Here is a 17,229-nt window from a genome sequence, read left to right as displayed (position 1 = left end):
TGGGCAATTTCGGTCCGCCGCGCATTGCGGGGTGACGGCGTTTTTCAACCGCTTGGTTCTCATGGAAGTTTCGGAGGGGTCTTGATTCATCGTCGCCGGATCGGCGGGGCCGTAAGGTGTTTCGTCGCAGTGCTTTTCGTTGTCTGCCTGGGGGCGGGTTGTGATCCCGATACCCCGGTGGCGGTCCCGTCCATCGGCGACGTGACGACATTGGATCCGTGTGGATTCGTCACGCCGGATGCCTTCGCGGATCTGAAGAGTGTCGAGACGAGAATGACGATCGAACCGTCGAACTTCGTCCGGTGCAATCTGAATCTGCGGCCCGTGGGCAAGGAGGAGGGGAGTCGAATCGCGCTGTGGACGATCCTCGGCGCGCACACGGCCGACCTTGTCGCACCGGACGCGGTGTCGAGCGATCGCGGGCCGGTACGCGTTACCAAGGGCACGTCACACGACGGTGCGTGGTGTGATGCGACGGTTCGGCTGTCCGGTGGGCAGGGAGTCCAGGTGCACGCGACCGCCGACCGCAACGGGCGGCCGCTCCCGGAGGTCGACCCGTGCCCGGCGCGGGATCACGCCGTCGACGCCATTGTCGCGGCCATGCGACACGGGGCCTACAAGCACCTCACCTACCCGAGCGATTCGCTGCACGGATACGACCTGTGCGGCTCGATTCCGTTGCCGGAGGTCGAAAGCACGGTGCATCTCACCGGCCTCGCCGACAAATCCGCCCCCGCCGAACAGGACTGTCAGTGGCGGGCCGACGACGGCTCGGACATGCCGCCGGGGGCGATGATTTCGGTGATGCTCGACGATCCGAAGCTGTTCATGGGTAAACGGGCCACCATCAACGGTTTTCCGTCGCGGGTGTGGGATATCAGCGCGACGAACGGGGCGGGACGATGCGTGGTCACCACGCCGACGAAGAGTTGGGATCCGTGGCCCGGGGAGCATCGGTCCGATAACGGGGTGGCGTTCAGCGAATTGCTGTATACGCAGGTGCTTCTTCCGGTTCAGGGTGAGGCGGGGGAGGCTTGCCGGGCGGCGACATCGATTGCGACGCAGGCCTTGTCGCGTCGGGGGGCGAAGTAGTGAAAAGGGCGAGGCCCCAGCCGGATTCGGCTGGGGCCTCGGAACTAGCTGTCGCGCAACGACTTACACGTCGAAGTACAGCTCGAACTCGTACGGATGCGGCCGCAAATTCACCGGCGCGATCTCGTTGTCCCGCTTCAGCTGGATCCAGGTCTCGATCAGGTCGTCGGTGAAGACGTTGCCCTCGGTCAGGTACTCGTGGTCCTGTTCGAGGCGGTCGATGACCGAGGCGAGGCTGGTGGGGGCCTGGGGGATGTTCTTGGCCTCCTCGGGGGGGAGCTCGTAGAGGTCCTTGTCGACGGGGGCCGCGGGCTCGATCTTCTTCTTGATGCCGTCCAGGCCGGCCATCAGCATGGCGGCGAAGGCCAGGTACGGGTTGCCCGAGGAGTCGGGGGCGCGGAACTCGAGGCGCTTGGCCTTCGGGTTGTTGCCGGTGACCGGGATGCGGACGGCGGCGGAGCGGTTGCGCTGCGAGTACACCAGGTTGATGGGGGCCTCGAAGCCGGGGACCAGGCGGTGGTAGGAGTTCACCGTCGGGTTGGTGAAGGCCAGCAGCGAGGGGGCGTGGTGCAGGATGCCGCCGATGTACCAGCGGGCCAGATCCGACAGGCCACCGTAACCGGCCTCGTCGTGGAACAGCGGCTTGCCGTCCTTCCACAGCGACTGGTGCACGTGCATGCCCGAGCCGTTGTCGCCGAACAGGGGCTTCGGCATGAAGGTGACCGTCTTGCCCTCGGCCCAGGCGGTGTTCTTGACGACGTACTTGAACAGCATCAGGTCGTCGGCCGCGGCCAGCAGGGTGTTGAAGCGGTAGTTGATCTCGGCCTGACCGGCGGTGCCGACCTCGTGGTGGCCGCGCTCGAGCTCGAAGCCCGCGTTCTGCAGGTTGGTCGAGATCTTGTCGCGCAGGTCGACGTAGTGGTCGTAGGGCGCGACGGGGAAGTAGCCGCCCTTGTTGCGGACCTTGTAGCCGCGGTTGAGGGTGCCGTCCGGGTTGAACTCCGCACCGGTGTTCCACGAACCCGAGATGGACTCGATCTCGTAGAACGCGCCGTTCATCGCCGAGTCGTAGCGGATCGAGTCGAAGATGTAGAACTCCGCCTCGGGACCGAAGTACGCGGTGTCGGCGATACCGGTCGAGCGCAGGTACTCCTCGGCCTTGCGGGCGATGTTGCGCGGGTCGCGGCTGTAGGCCTCACGGGTGAACGGGTCGTGCACGAAGAAGTTCAGGTTCAGCGTCTTCGCCGCACGGAAGGGATCGATACGCGCGGTGCTGAAGTCGGGTAGCAGCAACATGTCCGACTCGTCGATCGACTGGAAACCGCGCACGGAGGATCCGTCGAACGCCAGGCCCTCTTCGGCCAGATCGGCCGTGAAGGTCTTCGCCGGGATCGAGAAGTGCTGCTGCACACCGGGGAGGTCGGTGAACCGGACGTCGACGTACTCGACCTCCTCCTCCTTGATGTACTTGATGACCTCGTCGGCCGTGCTGAACGCCACTTAGTACTCCTTACCGGATCGGTTCCCAGCCAGTGCCGCGTGCTGGGTTCGTCGCAGAACGCTATGGATGCGGTGTTTCCCGACAGTCAAGCCTGTGTTTCGCCAGTGTTACACGTGCTGCCTGGCAGGCATATCCTGCCATCGGCTCGAGCGCGGGGGCCCGGGTGCGCTGGCAAAGGTTCGGTCAACATCGGCGAGTCGTTCCGCGTGCCGCCGAAGTGTACCGCCCGGACCGGTGTGACGCGGACGACGGTCACGGGCTGCCTAAGCTGGGAAGCATGGCACGAATTACGGGTTCCTGGCTGTCCGGGCCGAGCGCGGCCGATCCGGGGGAGCCCGGGCCCGACGAGTATCCGGGCAAGTTGCTGGGCCTGCCGGAGGCCGGTGCCGGGTCGCTGGCGCCGATGGGCAAGCGGATCGTGGCGTTGTTCGTCGACTGGTTCATCGCCATGGGAATCGCGGCGCTGTTCGTGCACGGCAGCGGGTCGCTCAACACCGTCACCTTGCTGGTGTGGTTCGTGATCGGACTCGTCACGGTGACGTTGTTCGGGTTCACCCCGGGGCAGTTCTTCCTGCGGATGCGGGTGGTCCGCGTCGACGCCGAGGCGCCCGTGGGGATTGTGCGGGCGCTGGCCCGGCAGGTGCTGCTCGTGTTCGTGGTCCCCGCCCTGTTCACCGATTCCGACGGGCGGGGCATGCACGACCGGGCTACGGGAACGGCACTGATCCGGTCGCGGTGATCAGCGGCGGCGGATCGTGCGCTGCACGCCGCGCATCTTCGCGCCCGCGGGCAGCGGACCCTTGGGCAGCGCGGGACCGCCGCGGGTGGCCAGCGCGCTGAGGCGGCCCTCGATGAGGTCCATGCGCTTGGTGTCGATGTTGCGGGGGAGTTTGGTCAGGTAGCGCTGCAGACTCTTCAGCGGGACCTGGCCCTCCTCGTTGCCGATGACGATCTCGTAGATCGGGGTGTCGCCGACCAGGCGCGCGGTGCGCTTCTTCTCCTGGGCCAGCAGTGATTTCACGCGCTGCGGGGAGCCCTCGCCGACCAGGACGACACCGGGCAGGCCGATCGCGCGGTGCACGGCGTCGAGCTGGGTGGTGGCCGCGATGCCCTGGGTGACGCGCCACTTGCCCTGGAGGTTGTCCAGCACCCACGCGGCCGCGCCCGCCTGGCCCTCGGCCTTGGCGTAGACGTTGCGCTGCACCCGGCGGCCGAAGATGATGAACGCCACCAGCGCGCCCAGGATCAGGCCGATCGGCAGCAGGAACCATTGCAGGTCGAAGAACAGGCCGATCACGAACAGCACCAGCGTGATGCCGACCAGCGCGCCGATCATCATCGGCAGCAGCAGCTTGTCTTCCTTGCGCTGCATCTGGAACGCCTGCCAGAGCTGCTGACGCCGCTCCTTCGACGCCTGCCGGCGCGCCGCCTTCGCCGCGGCCTTCGCTTCCTTCGACGGCTTACCGCCCTTACCTGCTGCCATGGTTCTCAGGATAGTGGGAACGCGGGCCGGGTTCCGCAGCCGGACCGTCCGGTTCGGGCGCGACGATCAGGCCGAGGCCGTCGCCCGCGTTCTGATGCCGTCGGCGAGTTGGCTCGGCATGGGCTCGTGGCGGATGTAGGAGCGGGTGAACCGGCCCGTGCCGTGCGAGAGCGAGCGCAGGTCGATGGCGTAGCGGCTCAACTCGAGTTCGGGGACCTCGGCGCGGACGGCGCTGCGGCCGGGGGCGACCGGTTCGGTGCCCAGGACGCGCCCGCGGCGGCCGGACAGGTCCGACAGGACCGCGCCCAGATAGTCGTCGGCGACGGTGACCCGGACCTCGGCGAGGGGTTCGAGCAGGTCGAGGCGGGCGGCCGCGGCGGCCTCGCGCAGGGCGAGGGCGCCCGCGGTCTGGAAGGCCGAATCCGAGGAGTCGACCGAATGGGCCTTGCCGTCGTAGAGGGTGACGCGGACGTCGACGAGGGGGTAGCCCGCGATCAGTCCCCGGGCGGCCTGGGTGCGCACGCCCTTCTCCACCGACGGAATGAATTGGCGCGGAACGACTCCGCCGACGACCTTGTCGACGAATTCGATGCCCGACCCCTCCGGCAGCGGGGACACCTCGATCTCGCAGACGGCGTACTGGCCGTGGCCGCCGGACTGTTTGACGTGGCGGCCGCGCCCGGTCGCGGTGCCCGCGAACGTCTCCCGCAGCGCCACCCGGTGCTCGATGGTGTCGACCCGCACGCCGAAGCGCGACCGCAGCCGTTCCAGGGCGACGTCGCGATGCGCCTCGCCCAGGCACCACAGCACCAGCTGATGGGTCTGGCCGTTCTGTTCGAGCCGGACGGTCGGATCCTCGGCGACCAGGCGGCCGAGGCCCTGGGACAGCTTGTCCTCGTCGGCCTTCGAATGCGCCCGCACCGCCACCGGCAGCAGCGGTTCGGGCAGCTGCCAGGGCTCGATGAGCAGCGGAGAATCCTTGGCGGACAACGTGTCTCCGGTCTCGGCGTGACCGAGTTTGGTGACACAGGCGATGTCCCCGGCGATGGCCTGGGCGAGCGGGCGTTGCTGTTTGCCGAACGGGGCCGAGACCGCTCCCACCCGCTCGTCCAGGTCGTGATCGCGCTCGACGTCGGGGCCGTGACCGCAGATGTGCACCGTCTCGTCCGGGCGCAGCGTGCCGGAGAACACCCGCACCAGCGACAGCCGCCCGACGTAGGGATCGGAGGCGGTGCGGATCACCTCCGCCGCGAGCGGGGCGTGCGGATCGCAGGCCAGCCGAGCGGGCGGCGAACCGTCGGCGGGGTGGCTCGCGGCGACGAAATGCTCTGCGGGCGTGGGGAATCCGCGCGTGATCAGATCCAGTATCTCGACCGTGCCCAGGCCCTGTTTCGCGCCCTCGGGGGGCGGCGCGGCGATGAGGACGGGGTGGAAACTGCCGCGGGCCACGGCGCGTTCGAGGTCGGTGACCAGGGTCGGCAGGTCGATGTCGGCGCCCTCGAGGTAGCGGTCCATGAGGGTCTCGTCCTCGCTCTCGGCGATGATGCCCTCGATGAGCCGGCCGCGCGCGGCGTCGAGTTCGGACCGCTGCTCGGGTGTGGGTTCGGTACGGGTGTGCTCGCCCGCGGAGTAGTCGAACACGCGCTCGGTGAGCAGATCGACCAGACCGGTGACGGGACGATGACCGTCGGCGGACGCGGGCCCGTACACCGGAAGATGAAGCGGCAGCATACTTTCCGACGCGCCGCCGCCGAGGATCTCGCGACAGGTGCGGGCCATCTCGTCGAAATCGGCGCGCGCGGCGTCGAGATGGGTGATCACCAGCGCGCGCGGCATGCCGACCGCGGCGCACTCCTCCCACAGGGCGAGGGTCTGCCCGCCGACCCCCTCGGCCCCCGCCGCGGCCGAGATCACGAACAGCGCCGCGTCCGCGGCCCGCAACCCGGCCCGCAACTCCCCGACGAAGTCGGCGTACCCCGGCGTATCCACCAGATTGATCTTGATCCCGTCCCAGGACACCGGCACCACCGACAACTGCACCGACCGATGCTGCCGCTGCTCGATGTCGTCGTAGTCGGACACACAGGTCCCGTCCTCGACCCGCCCCGCCCGCGGCACCGCCCCGGCGGCCACGGCGAGCGCCTCCACCACCGTCGTCTTCCCGGACCCACTGTGCCCGACCAGCACCACGTTCCGAATGTCCGCGGGATGTTCGACCGCGCTCGCCTTGTCGACCATGTGGCCCTCGCTCCCGGAGTACGACATGTGCGGTTCATCCGAGCTTCCCACTGGGGAGGGCGGTGTGTCGGGGAATCGGGAGATCCGGGGGAGGCACGCCTACGGTCGGGCGGGGTGAAGGTTACGACCCGAAACGGGCCAGCACCGACGTCGCCTCCTGGGCCGCGCTGCCCTCCTCGGCCAGGTGCGCCATCTCTACGGGAAGGGTACGGCCGTGGTGGGCGAGGGCCTGGGCGTAGAGGCGGCCGGCGCGGTAGGAGGAGCGGACCAGCGGTCCGGCCATGACGCCCGCGAAGCCGAGTTCGGTGGCGACGCGGGAGTGTTCGACGAACTCCTCCGGCTTCACCCAGCGGTCGACGGGGTGATGGCGGGGGGAGGGGCGGAGGTATTGGGTGATGGTGAGGATGTCGCAGCCCGCCTCGTGCAGGTCGCGCATGGCCTGGGTGACCTCCTCGGGGGTTTCGCCCATGCCGAGGATGAGGTTGGACTTGGTGACCAGACCGGCCTCGCGGGCGGCGGTGAGCACGGCCAGGGAGCGTTCGTAGCGGAAGGCCGGGCGGATGCGCTTGAAGATCCGGGGGACCGTTTCGAGGTTGTGCGCCAACACTTCCGGGCGCGCGGAGAAGACCTCGGCGAGCTGATCCGGGTCGGCGTTGAAGTCGGGGATCAGCAGTTCGACGCCGGTGTGCGGGTTGAGCCGCTTGATCGCGCGGACGGTCTCGGCGTAGAGCCAGGCGCCGCCGTCGTCGAGATCGTCGCGGGCGACGCCGGTGATGGTCGAGTAGCGCAGACCCATCGCCTGCACGCTCTCGGCGACGCGGCGGGGCTCGTCGCGGTCCAGCGCGGCGGGCTTGCCGGTGTCGATCTGGCAGAAATCACAACGGCGCGTGCACTGTTCGCCGCCGATGAGGAAGGTCGCCTCGCGGTCCTCCCAGCATTCGAAGATGTTCGGACAGCCCGCCTCCTCGCAAACCGTATGCAGCCCTTCGCGTTTCACCAGGCCCTTGAGTTCGGAGTACTCCGGACCCATGGTCGCGCGGGTGCGAATCCACTTGGGTTTGCGTTCGATCGGCGTCTCGGCATTGCGTGCCTCGATACGAAGCAGCTTGCGTCCGTTCGGCTGGGCCGGGTTCTGGCCGCCGTCCTTCGATGTCGGGGTGTCGACTGAGGTCACTGGATTGATGCTACGCCGGTGGGATTTGGGGGTGGGGGGTGCGTTGGGGTGGGTGTGACGTGGGCGATAGGGCGGGGGATGGGAGTTGCTCCTGTCCGATCTCGGGGCGGTCTGGTGGAACGTTGTGTAAGGCTCGTTGGCGGTCTCGATGGGTTCGGCCGGAGGCCGCGCGCCGCTCGCTCGTGGTTCCGAAACGGCCGGTGGGAGGCGCGCGTCCCTTGCTCGTGGCCCCGGAAGCGCCCTACAGCCGGGCCCTGCTCTCCTCACCCAACGGCCCGGCCAACGTGAGCTGCATGAACGTGAGGTCCAGATACCGCCCGAACTTCCACCCCACCTCCGGCAACTCACCGACGAGCCGAAACCCGAACCGCTCGTGCAACCGGATCGAGGTCGCATTACCCGACTCGATGGCCGCGACGATCGCATGCACGCTCCCCGACCCCCGAGCCCGCTCGATCAACCCCCCGAGCAACGCGGACCCCACCCCACGCCCCTGAAAATCCGCCCCCACATACACCGAATTCTCCACACTGAACCGAAACCCCACCTTCGGCCGCCACTGCGAGTAACTGGCATACCCCGCCACCACCCCCTCCACCTCGGCCACCAACACCGGATACCCCGCACCAACCCGCCCCCGCCACCACTCCCCCCGCTCACCCACATCCACCGGCTCCTCATCCCAGATAGCCGTCGTATCCGCAACGGCCGCATTATGAATCGCCACGATCCCCCCGAGATCCCCCTCCCGCGCATCCCTGATGATCACACCCCCACGCTAACCACCCCAGGCCCGGCAACCCAGCCGCACCCTTTATTCGAATCCGCACCCCTTTCTGGGCCCTGTAACGGGTGCGGATTCGAATAAAGGGTGCGGCTGGGGCTGCCGAACCTGGGGGAAGTGGGCTTCTGAAGACTGGTGCGGTTGGGTTGGGGGACCGGGGGACGTGGGCTTGTTGAGGGTTGGGGGACCTGGGGACGTGGGCTTGCTGGAGACGAGGTGGAGGGGGGTCAGGGGAGGATGGTCGACAGGGCCTGGCCGATGGTGTGGTGGTGGAAGGGGTAGCCCGCTTCCTCGAGGACCGTGGGGATGGCTCGGGGGCCGTGGAGGATCGCCTCCTGGGCGAATTCGCCGAGGAGGAGGCGGAGGGCGGGGGAGGGGAAGACCAAGGGGGCGGGGCGGTGGAGGGCTCGGGCGAGGGCTCGGGTGAATTCGGCGTTGGTCACGGGAGCGGGGCCGGTCATGTTGACGGGACCGTGGATCGTGGTGTCCGCCAACAGGTATCGGAGGGCGCCGATCTCGTCGTCGAGGGAGATCCAGGGGACGTACTGGCGGCCGTTGCCGAGGCGGCCACCGAGGCCCAGGGAGTACAGCGGGCGCAACATGTCCAGCAGGCCGCCGTGGCGGGACAGGACCAGGGCGCTGCGGAGCAGGACCACGCGGGCCCCGGCCTCGGCGGCGGGGGTGGTGGCCGCCTCCCAGTCGGCGCAGAGCCGGGCCAGGAAACCCGTTCCGGCGCAATGGGTTTCGGTAACTATCCGATCTCCCGTACCGCCCCCGTAGTAGTGCACGCCGCTCGCGTTGATCAGCGTCGGCACGCCCGCGGCGGCGACCGCGGTGGCCAGCACGTCGGTCGGGACGATGCGGCTGTCGCGCAGCACCTGCTTGTAGCGGCCGTCCCAGCGGCGCGCGCCCACGCTCGCCCCGCACAGATTCACCACCGCGTCCGCACCCCGCAGGGCCCGTTCGGGGATCTGCGCCCGCGACGGATCCCATTCGAATTCGTCGCGGGCGGCGGCGGGACGGCGCACCAGCCGCAGCACCTCGTACCCGTCGCGCCGAAGCGCGGCCACGAGCGCCGTCCCGATCGCGCCGGACGAGCCGGCGATCACCACCCTCATCCGAGGGCGACCTACAGGCCCAGATCCGCCTCGAACGCCGCTTCCTCGAGCCGATGCTTGATCGTGGTGAGGAAGCGACCGGCGTCGGCGCCGTCGATGAGGCGGTGATCGTAGGTCAGCGGCAGGTAGCACATCGAGCGGATGCCGATGAACTCGTCACCGTGTTCGGCGATCACGATGGGCCGCTTGACGATCGCGCCCGTGCCGAGCATCGCCGACTGCGGCGGAACCAGGATCGGGGTGTCGAACAGCGCGCCCTGGCTGCCGATATTGGTGATCGTGAACGTGCCACCGGCCAGCTCGTCCGGCTTCAGGCCGCCGGTGCGGGCGCGGTTGGCGATGTCGGCGATCGCGCGGGCCAGCCCGGCCAGCGAGAGGTCGCTGGCGTTGTGGATGATCGGGGAGAGCAGGCCCTGCTCGGTGTCCACGGCGATGCCGAGGTGGACGGCCGAGTGGTAGGTGATCTCCTTGGTGTCCTCGTTGTAGGACGCGTTGACGTTCGGGTGCACGCCCAGCGCCTCGACCGCGGCCTTGGCGAAGAACGGCAGGAACGTCAGGTTCACGCCCTCGCGCTTGGCGAAGGCGTCCTTAGCCTTGGCGCGCAGCGCGGCGATCTTGGTGACATCGACCTCGTGGGTCTGGGTGAGCTGCGCGGTGGTTTGCAGCGACTCGCGGGTCTTGGTCGCGGTGATCTGCCGGATGCGGCTGGCCTTCTGGGTGGTGCCGCGCAGGGCCTGCAGTTGCGGGCGGACACCGGCGGTGGCCGCGGGCGCGGAGGACGCGGCGGCGGGGGCCTTCGGCGCGGCGGCCGGGGCCTGAGGCTCGGGAGCGGCGGGGGCCTGCTGCTGTTCGGCGGCGGCGAGAACGTCCTGCTTGCGGATGCGGCCGCCGACGCCGGAGCCCTTCACGTTCGCGAGGTCGACATTGTGCTCGGCGGCGAGCTTGCGCACCAGCGGGGTGACGTAGGGGGAGTCCGCGTTACCGGAGTCGGTCGAGGACGGCTGCGTCTTCGGTTGCGGCGCTTCGGCTTTCGGCTGTTGGGGTGCGGCCTGCTGCGGCTGCTGCTGGGCCTGCGGCTGCTGGGCCTGCTGCGGTGCGGCCTGCTGGGGTGCCTGCTGCTGAGCCTGTTGAGGCGCGGCCTGCTGCTGGGGTGCCTGTTGCGGAGCGGCCTGCTGCGGCGCGGACTCGGCCTTCGGCGCCTCCGGCTGCGGCGCGGGCGCCTGCTGCTGGGCGGGCTGACCGGAGCCGATCACACCGAGTTGACCGCCCACGGACACCACGTCGTCCTCCTGCGCGCTGATCTCGAGCAGCGTGCCCGCGACCGGCGAGGGGATCTCGGTGTCGACCTTGTCGGTGGAGACCTCGAGCAGCGGCTCGTCGACCTCGACCTGATCGCCGACCTGCTTGAGCCACCGGGTGACCGTGCCCTCGGTGACCGACTCGCCCAATTCGGGCATCTTCACCGGCGTGCCGTCGGCGGAGCCGGAGGCGGCGGGCTGCTGCTGGGCCGGTTGCTGCGCGGGTTCCGGCTGCGCCTCGGGCTGCGGCTCAGGCTCCTGCGCGGGGGCCTGCTCGGCCTGGGGAGCGGGGGCGGACTGCTGGGCCGGGGCCTCGTTCGCGTCGCCGATCACGCCCAGTTCGCCGCCGACCTCGACGACGTCGTCCTCCTGGGCCACGATCTTGGTCAGCACGCCCGCCGCGGGCGACGGGATCTCGGTGTCGACCTTGTCGGTGGACACCTCGAGCAGGGGCTCGTCGACCTCGACCGTGTCTCCTTCCTGCTTCAGCCACCTGGTCACAGTGCCCTCGGTGACGCTCTCACCAAGAGCTGGCATCTGGACGGAGAAGGCCATGTCCGTTGACTCCTCTAACTGCTCGACGGGTCTACAACAGTTCGTCTCTCGGCGGACGCCCGCCGCGGGTCGCGGCGATTGTCCGAACGCCACCCGAACACTCTTGTGTGGCACCGGAGATCCGTGGGTTCTTGTTCCGGCTTCCCATCCTTGCACTCGCCGTGTCGGTACGTACCACAGGGCGGCCGTGTTGGGCGAGAACGCCGCCCCGCACACCGGCCGGGATTGTCCAATTTCCTGGCACTATCGATGCACCGGGTGTGAACGTCTCCGGTGCAGGAAGAGAGGTAGGCGGGGATGGGTTTGCTGGATCGTTTCCGCCGCGGCGGCTCGCGCGGCGTGGCCGACGCGGGCGACGCCCGGTATCTGGCGGACTGGGTTCGCACCCACACGGGGGTGGAAGCCTACGTCGAACCGAAGACCACTGTGACCGATGTCACAGCGGTCCTGGTGGCCGCCGACGGCGAATGGACCCGCCGTGTGGTCGGCGAGCAGGGCGCGCGGCGGTTGGCGGGGTGGCTGGGGATCCCGGTGTACGACGTGGCGCGGACGGGGTATCCGCAGCGGATGCGGGATTACGACGCGCGGCGGCGGGTCGAGCGGAAGCGGGCGTTGGAGGAGGAGTTGCGGGAGGGGCCGGACTGAGGCTTGGTCCTCGTGCGCGGCCCGTGGCACTCCTGCCCCTTCCGCCCAGGCCGTGGTGCTGACCCCCTGTTCCTTGTGCTCGGCCCCCGGGGCCGAGCACAAGGACCCGAAACTCATTCCGCCGCAATATCCTCCAACACCGCGATCAGCGTCCGCACCGGAACACCCGTGCCCCCCTTCGGGATATACCCGAACGGGCCGCCCGTGTTGTAGGCCGGACCCGCGACATCGAGGTGCGCCCACTGCACGTCCTCCGGGACGAACTCCTTGAGGAACAGCCCGGCCGTGAGCATCCCGCCCCACCGATGCGGCGAGACGTTGGCGAGGTCGGCGACCTTGGAGTTGAGGTCGGCCCGGAGTTCGGGGGGAAGGGGCATGGCCCAGGCGTTCTCGCCGACGCGCTGGGAGATGCGGGCGACGCGGTCGCGGAATTCGTCGGTGCCCATGACGCCGGGGGTGCGGGTGCCGAGGGCGACCATCTGGGCGCCGGTGAGGGTGGCGACGTCGATGATGAACTCGGGGTCGTCCTCGCTCGCACGCACGATGGCGTCGGCCAGGATGAGGCGGCCCTCGGCGTCGGTGTTGATGACCTCCACCGTGGTTCCACCGTATTGGGTCAGTACATCGCCGGGCCGCTGCGCGGTGGCCGAGGGCATGTTCTCGGCCATGGGCACGGTCGCGGTGACGGTGACCGGCAGACTCAGCCGGGCCGCGAGCAGCGTGGTCGCGATGACCGCCGCCGCGCCGCCCATATCGGAGGTCATGTTCTCCATATTGGCGGCGGGCTTGATGGAGATGCCGCCGGTGTCGAAGGTGATGCCCTTGCCGATCAGAGCGACCTTGCGCTCGCCGCCGCGGTAGGTGATCCGGACCAGCCGCGGGGGCCGCGAGGAGCCCTTGCCGACGCCGAGCACACCGCCGTAACCGCCCGCCTCCAAAGCCTTCTCGTCGAGCACATCGACCTCGAGCCCCGCCGCCTCGGCCAATTGCGCCGCGCGCGAGGCGAATTCGGCCGGGAACAGGTGACTCGGCGGGGTGTTGACGAAATCCCGTGCGGTGGCAACGGATTCGGCGATCGCCTGCGAGCGGAACAGTTCCTCCTCACCGGATTCTGGTGTGGGAACGAGGAATTCGACGCGCCGCACCGGCTGCTCGTCCGGCTTCGGCGCCGACTTGCCGGATTTGAACGCGGTGAAGGTGTAGGCCCCCAGATAGAACCCCTCCGCCGCCGCACCCAGATCCAGCCCGGACAGCGTGGTCACCGCCGTCGCGACGCCGCCCAGCGCCCGGCCCGCCACGCCCGCCGACTTGCGCACCTGTTCGGCGTCGGCCTTCTCCGGCGAGCCCAGCCCGACCGCGAGCACGCTGGTCACCCCGAGCCCCTCCGGCGCGGGCACCCGGGTCAACTCCTCGCCCTTCCCCTTCGCCCCGACCGCCCGCAACTGCTCGACCAGCGCCGCCCGCACGTCGCCGCCGAGCACGTCCTCGAAGGCGTCGGTCGGCGCGATCACGGGTCCGTCGTCGGTGCTGAACAATCCCACCACGAGCACGTCGGCATCCCCGATGCCGACGACGCGAGCCAACTCCGGTCCGAGGGAACGATCTGCAACACCAGTCATGCGCACCAGGCTACTGTCGGGCCCCGTTAAGCTCCCCGTGTGACCGACACGAACCTGTTGCAGGGCCCGATCCACGGTGTGCATGTCGAGCTGGGGGCGAGTTTCGCGCCGTTCGGGGGGTGGGAGATGCCGGTGCAGTACGGGGGGACCGTGGCCGAGCACACGGCCGTGCGGACGACGGTCGGGGTGTTCGATGTGAGTCATCTCGGGAAGGCGACCGTGGCCGGGGCGGGGGCGGCGGAGTTCGTGAATTCGGCGTTGACCAACGATCTGGGGCGGATTCGGGCCGGGAAGGCGCAGTACACGTTGTGCTGCACGGCCGAGGGCGGGGTGATCGACGATCTGATCGCCTACTACGTGAGCGACGACGAGGTCTTCCTGGTGCCCAATGCCGCCAACACCGCCGCGGTGGTCGCCGCGTTGCGCGCGGCCGCGCCCGCGGGAGTCACCGTCACCGAGCAGCACCGGGAGTACGCGGTGTTCGCGGTGCAGGGCCCGAAGTCCGCGGAAGTGCTTGCGGCGCTGGGGCTTCCGACCGATATGGAGTACATGGCCTTCGCCGACGCCGAGTGGGACGGGCGGCCGGTACGGGTTTGCCGCACCGGATATACGGGCGAGCACGGGTACGAGTTGCTGCCGCGGTGGGACGATGCCGAGCCGCTGTTCCGTGCTCTCGTCGAGCGGGTGCGCGCGGCCGGGGGGGAGCCCGCGGGCCTCGGCGCCCGGGACACCCTGCGCACCGAGATGGGCTATCCGCTGCACGGCCACGAACTCTCCCTCGACATCTCGCCGGTGCAGGCGCGGTGTGGCTGGGCGATCGGCTGGAAGAAGCCCGAGTTCTGGGGCAAGACCGCGCTGGAACAGGAGAAGGCGACGGGCCCCCGGCGAATCCTGTTGGGCCTCAAGGCCATCGATCGAGGCGTGCTCCGCCAGGGCCAGACGGTGCTGCGCGGCGACGAGCCGGTCGGCGAGACCACCTCCGGAACCTTCTCGCCCACTCTGAAATTCGGCATCGCCCTGGCCCTGTTGAGCACGACCGCGGGCCTCGAGCCCGGCGATCAGGTGGAGGTCGATGTCCGCGGCCGCCGCCTCCGCGCGGAGGTCGTCCGGCCACCGTTCGTGCCCTCGCACACGTCGTGAGCGGGCTGGCGCGGCCGTGCATCGCGGAGGCCAGCTTTCGTGCCGAGTGGGCTGAGGTGCAGCCTGCGAGGGTGGCCGTGCACCGCAGAGGCCGCGTCCCTTGCCGGGCGGGCCGATGTGCGTCGGGCGAGGTAGCCGTGCACCGCTGAGACCAGGTTTCGCGCCGAGTGGGCTGAGGTGCGGCATGCGAGGGTGGCCGTGCACCGCCGAGGCCGTGTCCCGTGCCGGGCTGGCTTGCGGCGGGCGCGGGTGGTCGTGCATTGCCGAGGCCGCGTCCCACGCCGAGCGGGTTTGCATGCGGCGGGCGGGGGAGCCAAGTCGGTGAAACGTCATTGAGCCGGAGCCGGCAGATCGGGTGGTGGCCGAGGCTCGAGAGCGACCGGGCTGAGCAATCTGCACAGCAGTCGAGGTGTCATCTATTCGACATGCCGAACCGGGCATCAGGCTTTGGACGTGGCGTTCTAGGATCAGCTGCATGACCGTTGCCGCGCAGTTCACCCGTGTTCCACATCCGAGTCCGACGCTGGCGCAGCGGCGACAGGAGATCCACGCGGCGCCGGGGTTCGGGCGGTGGTTCACCGATCACATGGTGACGCTCGACTACGTCGACGGGCAGTGGGTGAACGGGCGGGTGGAGCCGTACGCGCCGCTGCCGTTGGATCCGGCCACGATGGTGTTCCACTACGGGCAGGCGATCTTCGAGGGCCTCAAGGCGTATCGGCAGGCCGACGGGAGCATCGCGACGTTCCGGATCGATGCCAACGCGCGGCGGTTCCGGAACTCGGCGCGGCGGATGGCGATGGCCGAGCTTCCGGAGGAGCTGTTCATCGAGTCGATCCGGCAACTGCTCGAGGTCGACGGCGACTGGGTGCCCGCCGCGGGCGGCGAGGAGTCGCTGTATCTGCGGCCGTTCATGTTCGCGACCGAGGCGGGGCTGGGCGTCAAGCCCGCCGAACAGTACAAGTACCTGCTGCTGGGCTCGCCCGCGGGCGCGTACTTCCCGCGCGGCCTCGAGCCGGTGCGGGTGTGGCTGTCGACGGAGTATGTGCGGGCCGCCCCCGGCGGTACGGGAGAGGCGAAGGTTGCGGGCAACTACGCGGCCTCGCTGCTCGCGCAGCGCCAAGCCGTCGAGCAGGGCTGCGATCAGGTGGTGTGGCTGGACGCCTGCGAGCACCGCTACGTCGAGGAGATGGGCACCAACAACCTGTTCTTCGTGTTCGGCTCCGGCTCCCAGGCCCGCCTGGTCACCCCCGAACTGTCCGGCTCGCTGCTGCCCGGCATCACCCGCGACTCGCTGATCACCCTCGCCGCCGACTCCGGCTACCAGGTCGAGGAGCGCCGGATCTCCGTCGAGGAGTGGCGCAAGGGCGTCGAGTCGGGCGAGATCACTGAGGTGTTCGGCTGCGGAACCGCCGCGGTGGTCATCCCGGTCGGCTCGGTCCGCTCGGCCGACGGCGAATTCACCATCGGCACCGGCCAGCCCGGCGAGGTGACCATGGCCCTGCGCGACACCCTGACCGGCATCCAGCGCGGCACCTTCGCCGATATCCACAACTGGATGCAGACCCTCGCCTGACCCGTACCCGCCGCGAAAGGTCAAGGGGGCTAACGCGATTCGGCGGCGATGTTCGTAGGTCCCGGAATGTAGGGGTTCGGCGTGACTCGGCCCGGTCCCACCCCTCGGTGCCGGGCACGGTTCGATTCGAAACGCCTTGGCGCGCAGCGGGACTCAGCCCGGCATCAGCGTATGCCACTGCTCCAGCGTCTGCGGCCGCATGACGTAGTTGTTGTCGCGCACCGAGGACAGCGCGGCATTGGGCTCCTGCGAGTACCAGTGACCCGGGTAGACGACCGGGTCGCCCGACAGCCCGGCCAGGTAACGCAGACTGCGGAACATATCGTCGGAATCCCCGCCCGGGAAATCGGTTCGGCCGCAGCCGTCGACGAACAATGTGTCGCCCGCCACGAGCCGATCGTCGAACAGGAAGCACTGACTACCCGGAGTGTGTCCGGGCGTGTGCAGCAATTCGATCTCGAGGCCGCCGACGGCGACCTTGTCGCCGTGTTCGTGGCCGGTCAGCTCGCTCGGCGCGATTCCCGTGACATTGGCCACCCACGGTAATTCCAACTGCTGCACATGCACCGGGACGGCGACCTGTTCCAGCAGTTCCCGCAACCCGCGCAGGGTGAATCCGAGCATGGTCCCGCCGACGTGATCGGGGTGGTGATGAGTGGCCAGGACGCCGGTCAGGCGCAGTCCGTCGGCCTCGGCGATATCCACCAGATCCCCTGCCGCATAGGCGGGATCGACCACGACGCACTCCCCGGTCTCCCGATCCCCGATCAAATACGCGAAATTGCGCATCTTTGTGGCGATCGGGTCGCCGACGGCCCAATCCCTGCCGGACAGAAGTTGACGGAAGTACACGCGGTCGGTTGCCATGCCCACCACCCTATTGCCCGTCGGCGAATTTCACGCATCCGGTGGACTGTGAACCCTCACCGCGCACGAGTACCCACTTTCGGAGGTGTGCGATTTTTTTGTGAATTGCCCAGTTTGAACCCGAAACCGCGCCAATCCA

General features: G+C 69.1%; 14 protein-coding genes. 5 read left to right on the top strand and 9 right to left on the bottom strand.

The window, feature by feature from the left end; all coding sequences use genetic code 11:
• The first annotated feature begins 129 nt into the window (after positions 1 to 129).
• Positions 130 to 1,092 carry a hypothetical protein gene (locus tag ACWDSJ_RS29615; RefSeq protein ID WP_450035786.1) on the top strand — a complete coding sequence of 321 codons (963 nt, stop codon included), beginning with the start codon at positions 130 to 132 and terminating at the stop codon, positions 1,090 to 1,092.
• 63 nt (positions 1,093 to 1,155) lie between these two features.
• On the opposite strand, the gene glnA is transcribed toward ACWDSJ_RS29615, so the two are convergent.
• The gene (glnA, locus tag ACWDSJ_RS29610; protein WP_387361495.1) at positions 1,156 to 2,592 is read right to left on the bottom strand and encodes a type I glutamate--ammonia ligase; all 1,437 of its coding nucleotides are present in this window, start codon (positions 2,590 to 2,592) and stop codon (positions 1,156 to 1,158) included.
• A 278-nt stretch (positions 2,593 to 2,870) separates the two neighbouring features.
• Between glnA and ACWDSJ_RS29605 the strand changes: the two genes are divergently transcribed.
• A complete protein-coding gene (locus tag ACWDSJ_RS29605) occupies positions 2,871 to 3,332 on the top strand; it encodes an RDD family protein (protein ID WP_450035784.1) in 462 nt (153 codons plus the stop codon).
• Here ACWDSJ_RS29605 and ACWDSJ_RS29600 read toward each other — a convergent pair whose 3' ends face one another.
• The 6 genes from ACWDSJ_RS29600 to sucB all read right to left on the bottom strand — a co-directional run bounded on the left by ACWDSJ_RS29600 (position 3,333) and on the right by sucB (position 11,243).
• On the bottom strand, positions 3,333 to 4,076 hold the full coding sequence (locus ACWDSJ_RS29600; RefSeq protein WP_450035783.1) for a DUF4191 domain-containing protein: 744 nt from the start codon (positions 4,074 to 4,076) through the stop codon (positions 3,333 to 3,335).
• 66 nt (positions 4,077 to 4,142) lie between these two features.
• Positions 4,143 to 6,341: an elongation factor G-like protein EF-G2 gene (locus ACWDSJ_RS29595; RefSeq protein ID WP_450035781.1), complete on the bottom strand. Its 2,199-nt coding sequence runs from the start codon at positions 6,339 to 6,341 to the stop codon at positions 4,143 to 4,145.
• A gap of 94 nt (positions 6,342 to 6,435) precedes the next feature.
• Positions 6,436 to 7,488: a lipoyl synthase gene (gene lipA / locus ACWDSJ_RS29590; RefSeq protein WP_450035779.1), complete on the bottom strand. Its 1,053-nt coding sequence runs from the start codon at positions 7,486 to 7,488 to the stop codon at positions 6,436 to 6,438.
• 241 nt (positions 7,489 to 7,729) lie between these two features.
• Positions 7,730 to 8,257 (bottom strand): N-acetyltransferase family protein, encoded by a 528-nt coding sequence (locus ACWDSJ_RS29585; protein WP_450035778.1) that lies wholly within the window; start codon positions 8,255 to 8,257, stop codon positions 7,730 to 7,732.
• 242 nt (positions 8,258 to 8,499) lie between these two features.
• A complete protein-coding gene (locus ACWDSJ_RS29580; protein WP_450035777.1) occupies positions 8,500 to 9,390 on the bottom strand; it encodes a TIGR01777 family oxidoreductase in 891 nt (296 codons plus the stop codon).
• 11 nt (positions 9,391 to 9,401) lie between these two features.
• Positions 9,402 to 11,243: a 2-oxoglutarate dehydrogenase, E2 component, dihydrolipoamide succinyltransferase gene (sucB, locus tag ACWDSJ_RS29575; RefSeq protein WP_450035776.1), complete on the bottom strand. Its 1,842-nt coding sequence runs from the start codon at positions 11,241 to 11,243 to the stop codon at positions 9,402 to 9,404.
• Between the two features lie 297 nt (positions 11,244 to 11,540).
• On the opposite strand from sucB, the gene ACWDSJ_RS29570 reads away from it, so the two are divergent.
• A complete protein-coding gene (locus ACWDSJ_RS29570) occupies positions 11,541 to 11,888 on the top strand; it encodes an oxidoreductase (protein ID WP_450035774.1) in 348 nt (115 codons plus the stop codon).
• A 113-nt stretch (positions 11,889 to 12,001) separates the two neighbouring features.
• On the opposite strand, the gene ACWDSJ_RS29565 is transcribed toward ACWDSJ_RS29570, so the two are convergent.
• On the bottom strand, positions 12,002 to 13,507 hold the full coding sequence (locus ACWDSJ_RS29565; protein ID WP_450035773.1) for a leucyl aminopeptidase: 1,506 nt from the start codon (positions 13,505 to 13,507) through the stop codon (positions 12,002 to 12,004).
• A 39-nt stretch (positions 13,508 to 13,546) separates the two neighbouring features.
• Here ACWDSJ_RS29565 and gcvT point away from each other — a divergent pair, with 39 nt between their 5' ends.
• Positions 13,547 to 14,647: a glycine cleavage system aminomethyltransferase GcvT gene (gene gcvT, locus ACWDSJ_RS29560; protein WP_450035771.1), complete on the top strand. Its 1,101-nt coding sequence runs from the start codon at positions 13,547 to 13,549 to the stop codon at positions 14,645 to 14,647.
• Between the two features lie 475 nt (positions 14,648 to 15,122).
• Positions 15,123 to 16,223: a branched-chain amino acid aminotransferase gene (locus ACWDSJ_RS29555; RefSeq protein ID WP_450035770.1), complete on the top strand. Its 1,101-nt coding sequence runs from the start codon at positions 15,123 to 15,125 to the stop codon at positions 16,221 to 16,223.
• A 153-nt stretch (positions 16,224 to 16,376) separates the two neighbouring features.
• Here the strand turns inward: ACWDSJ_RS29555 and ACWDSJ_RS29550 are convergent, their stop codons facing one another.
• Positions 16,377 to 17,090, bottom strand: a complete 714-nt coding sequence (locus ACWDSJ_RS29550; RefSeq protein WP_450035768.1) for an MBL fold metallo-hydrolase — start codon at positions 17,088 to 17,090, stop codon at positions 16,377 to 16,379.
• Positions 17,091 to 17,229 lie beyond the last annotated feature (139 nt).

Source organism: Nocardia sp. NPDC003482 (assembly GCF_053588115.1).
This window is presented reverse-complemented; position numbering and strand designations above follow the sequence as displayed.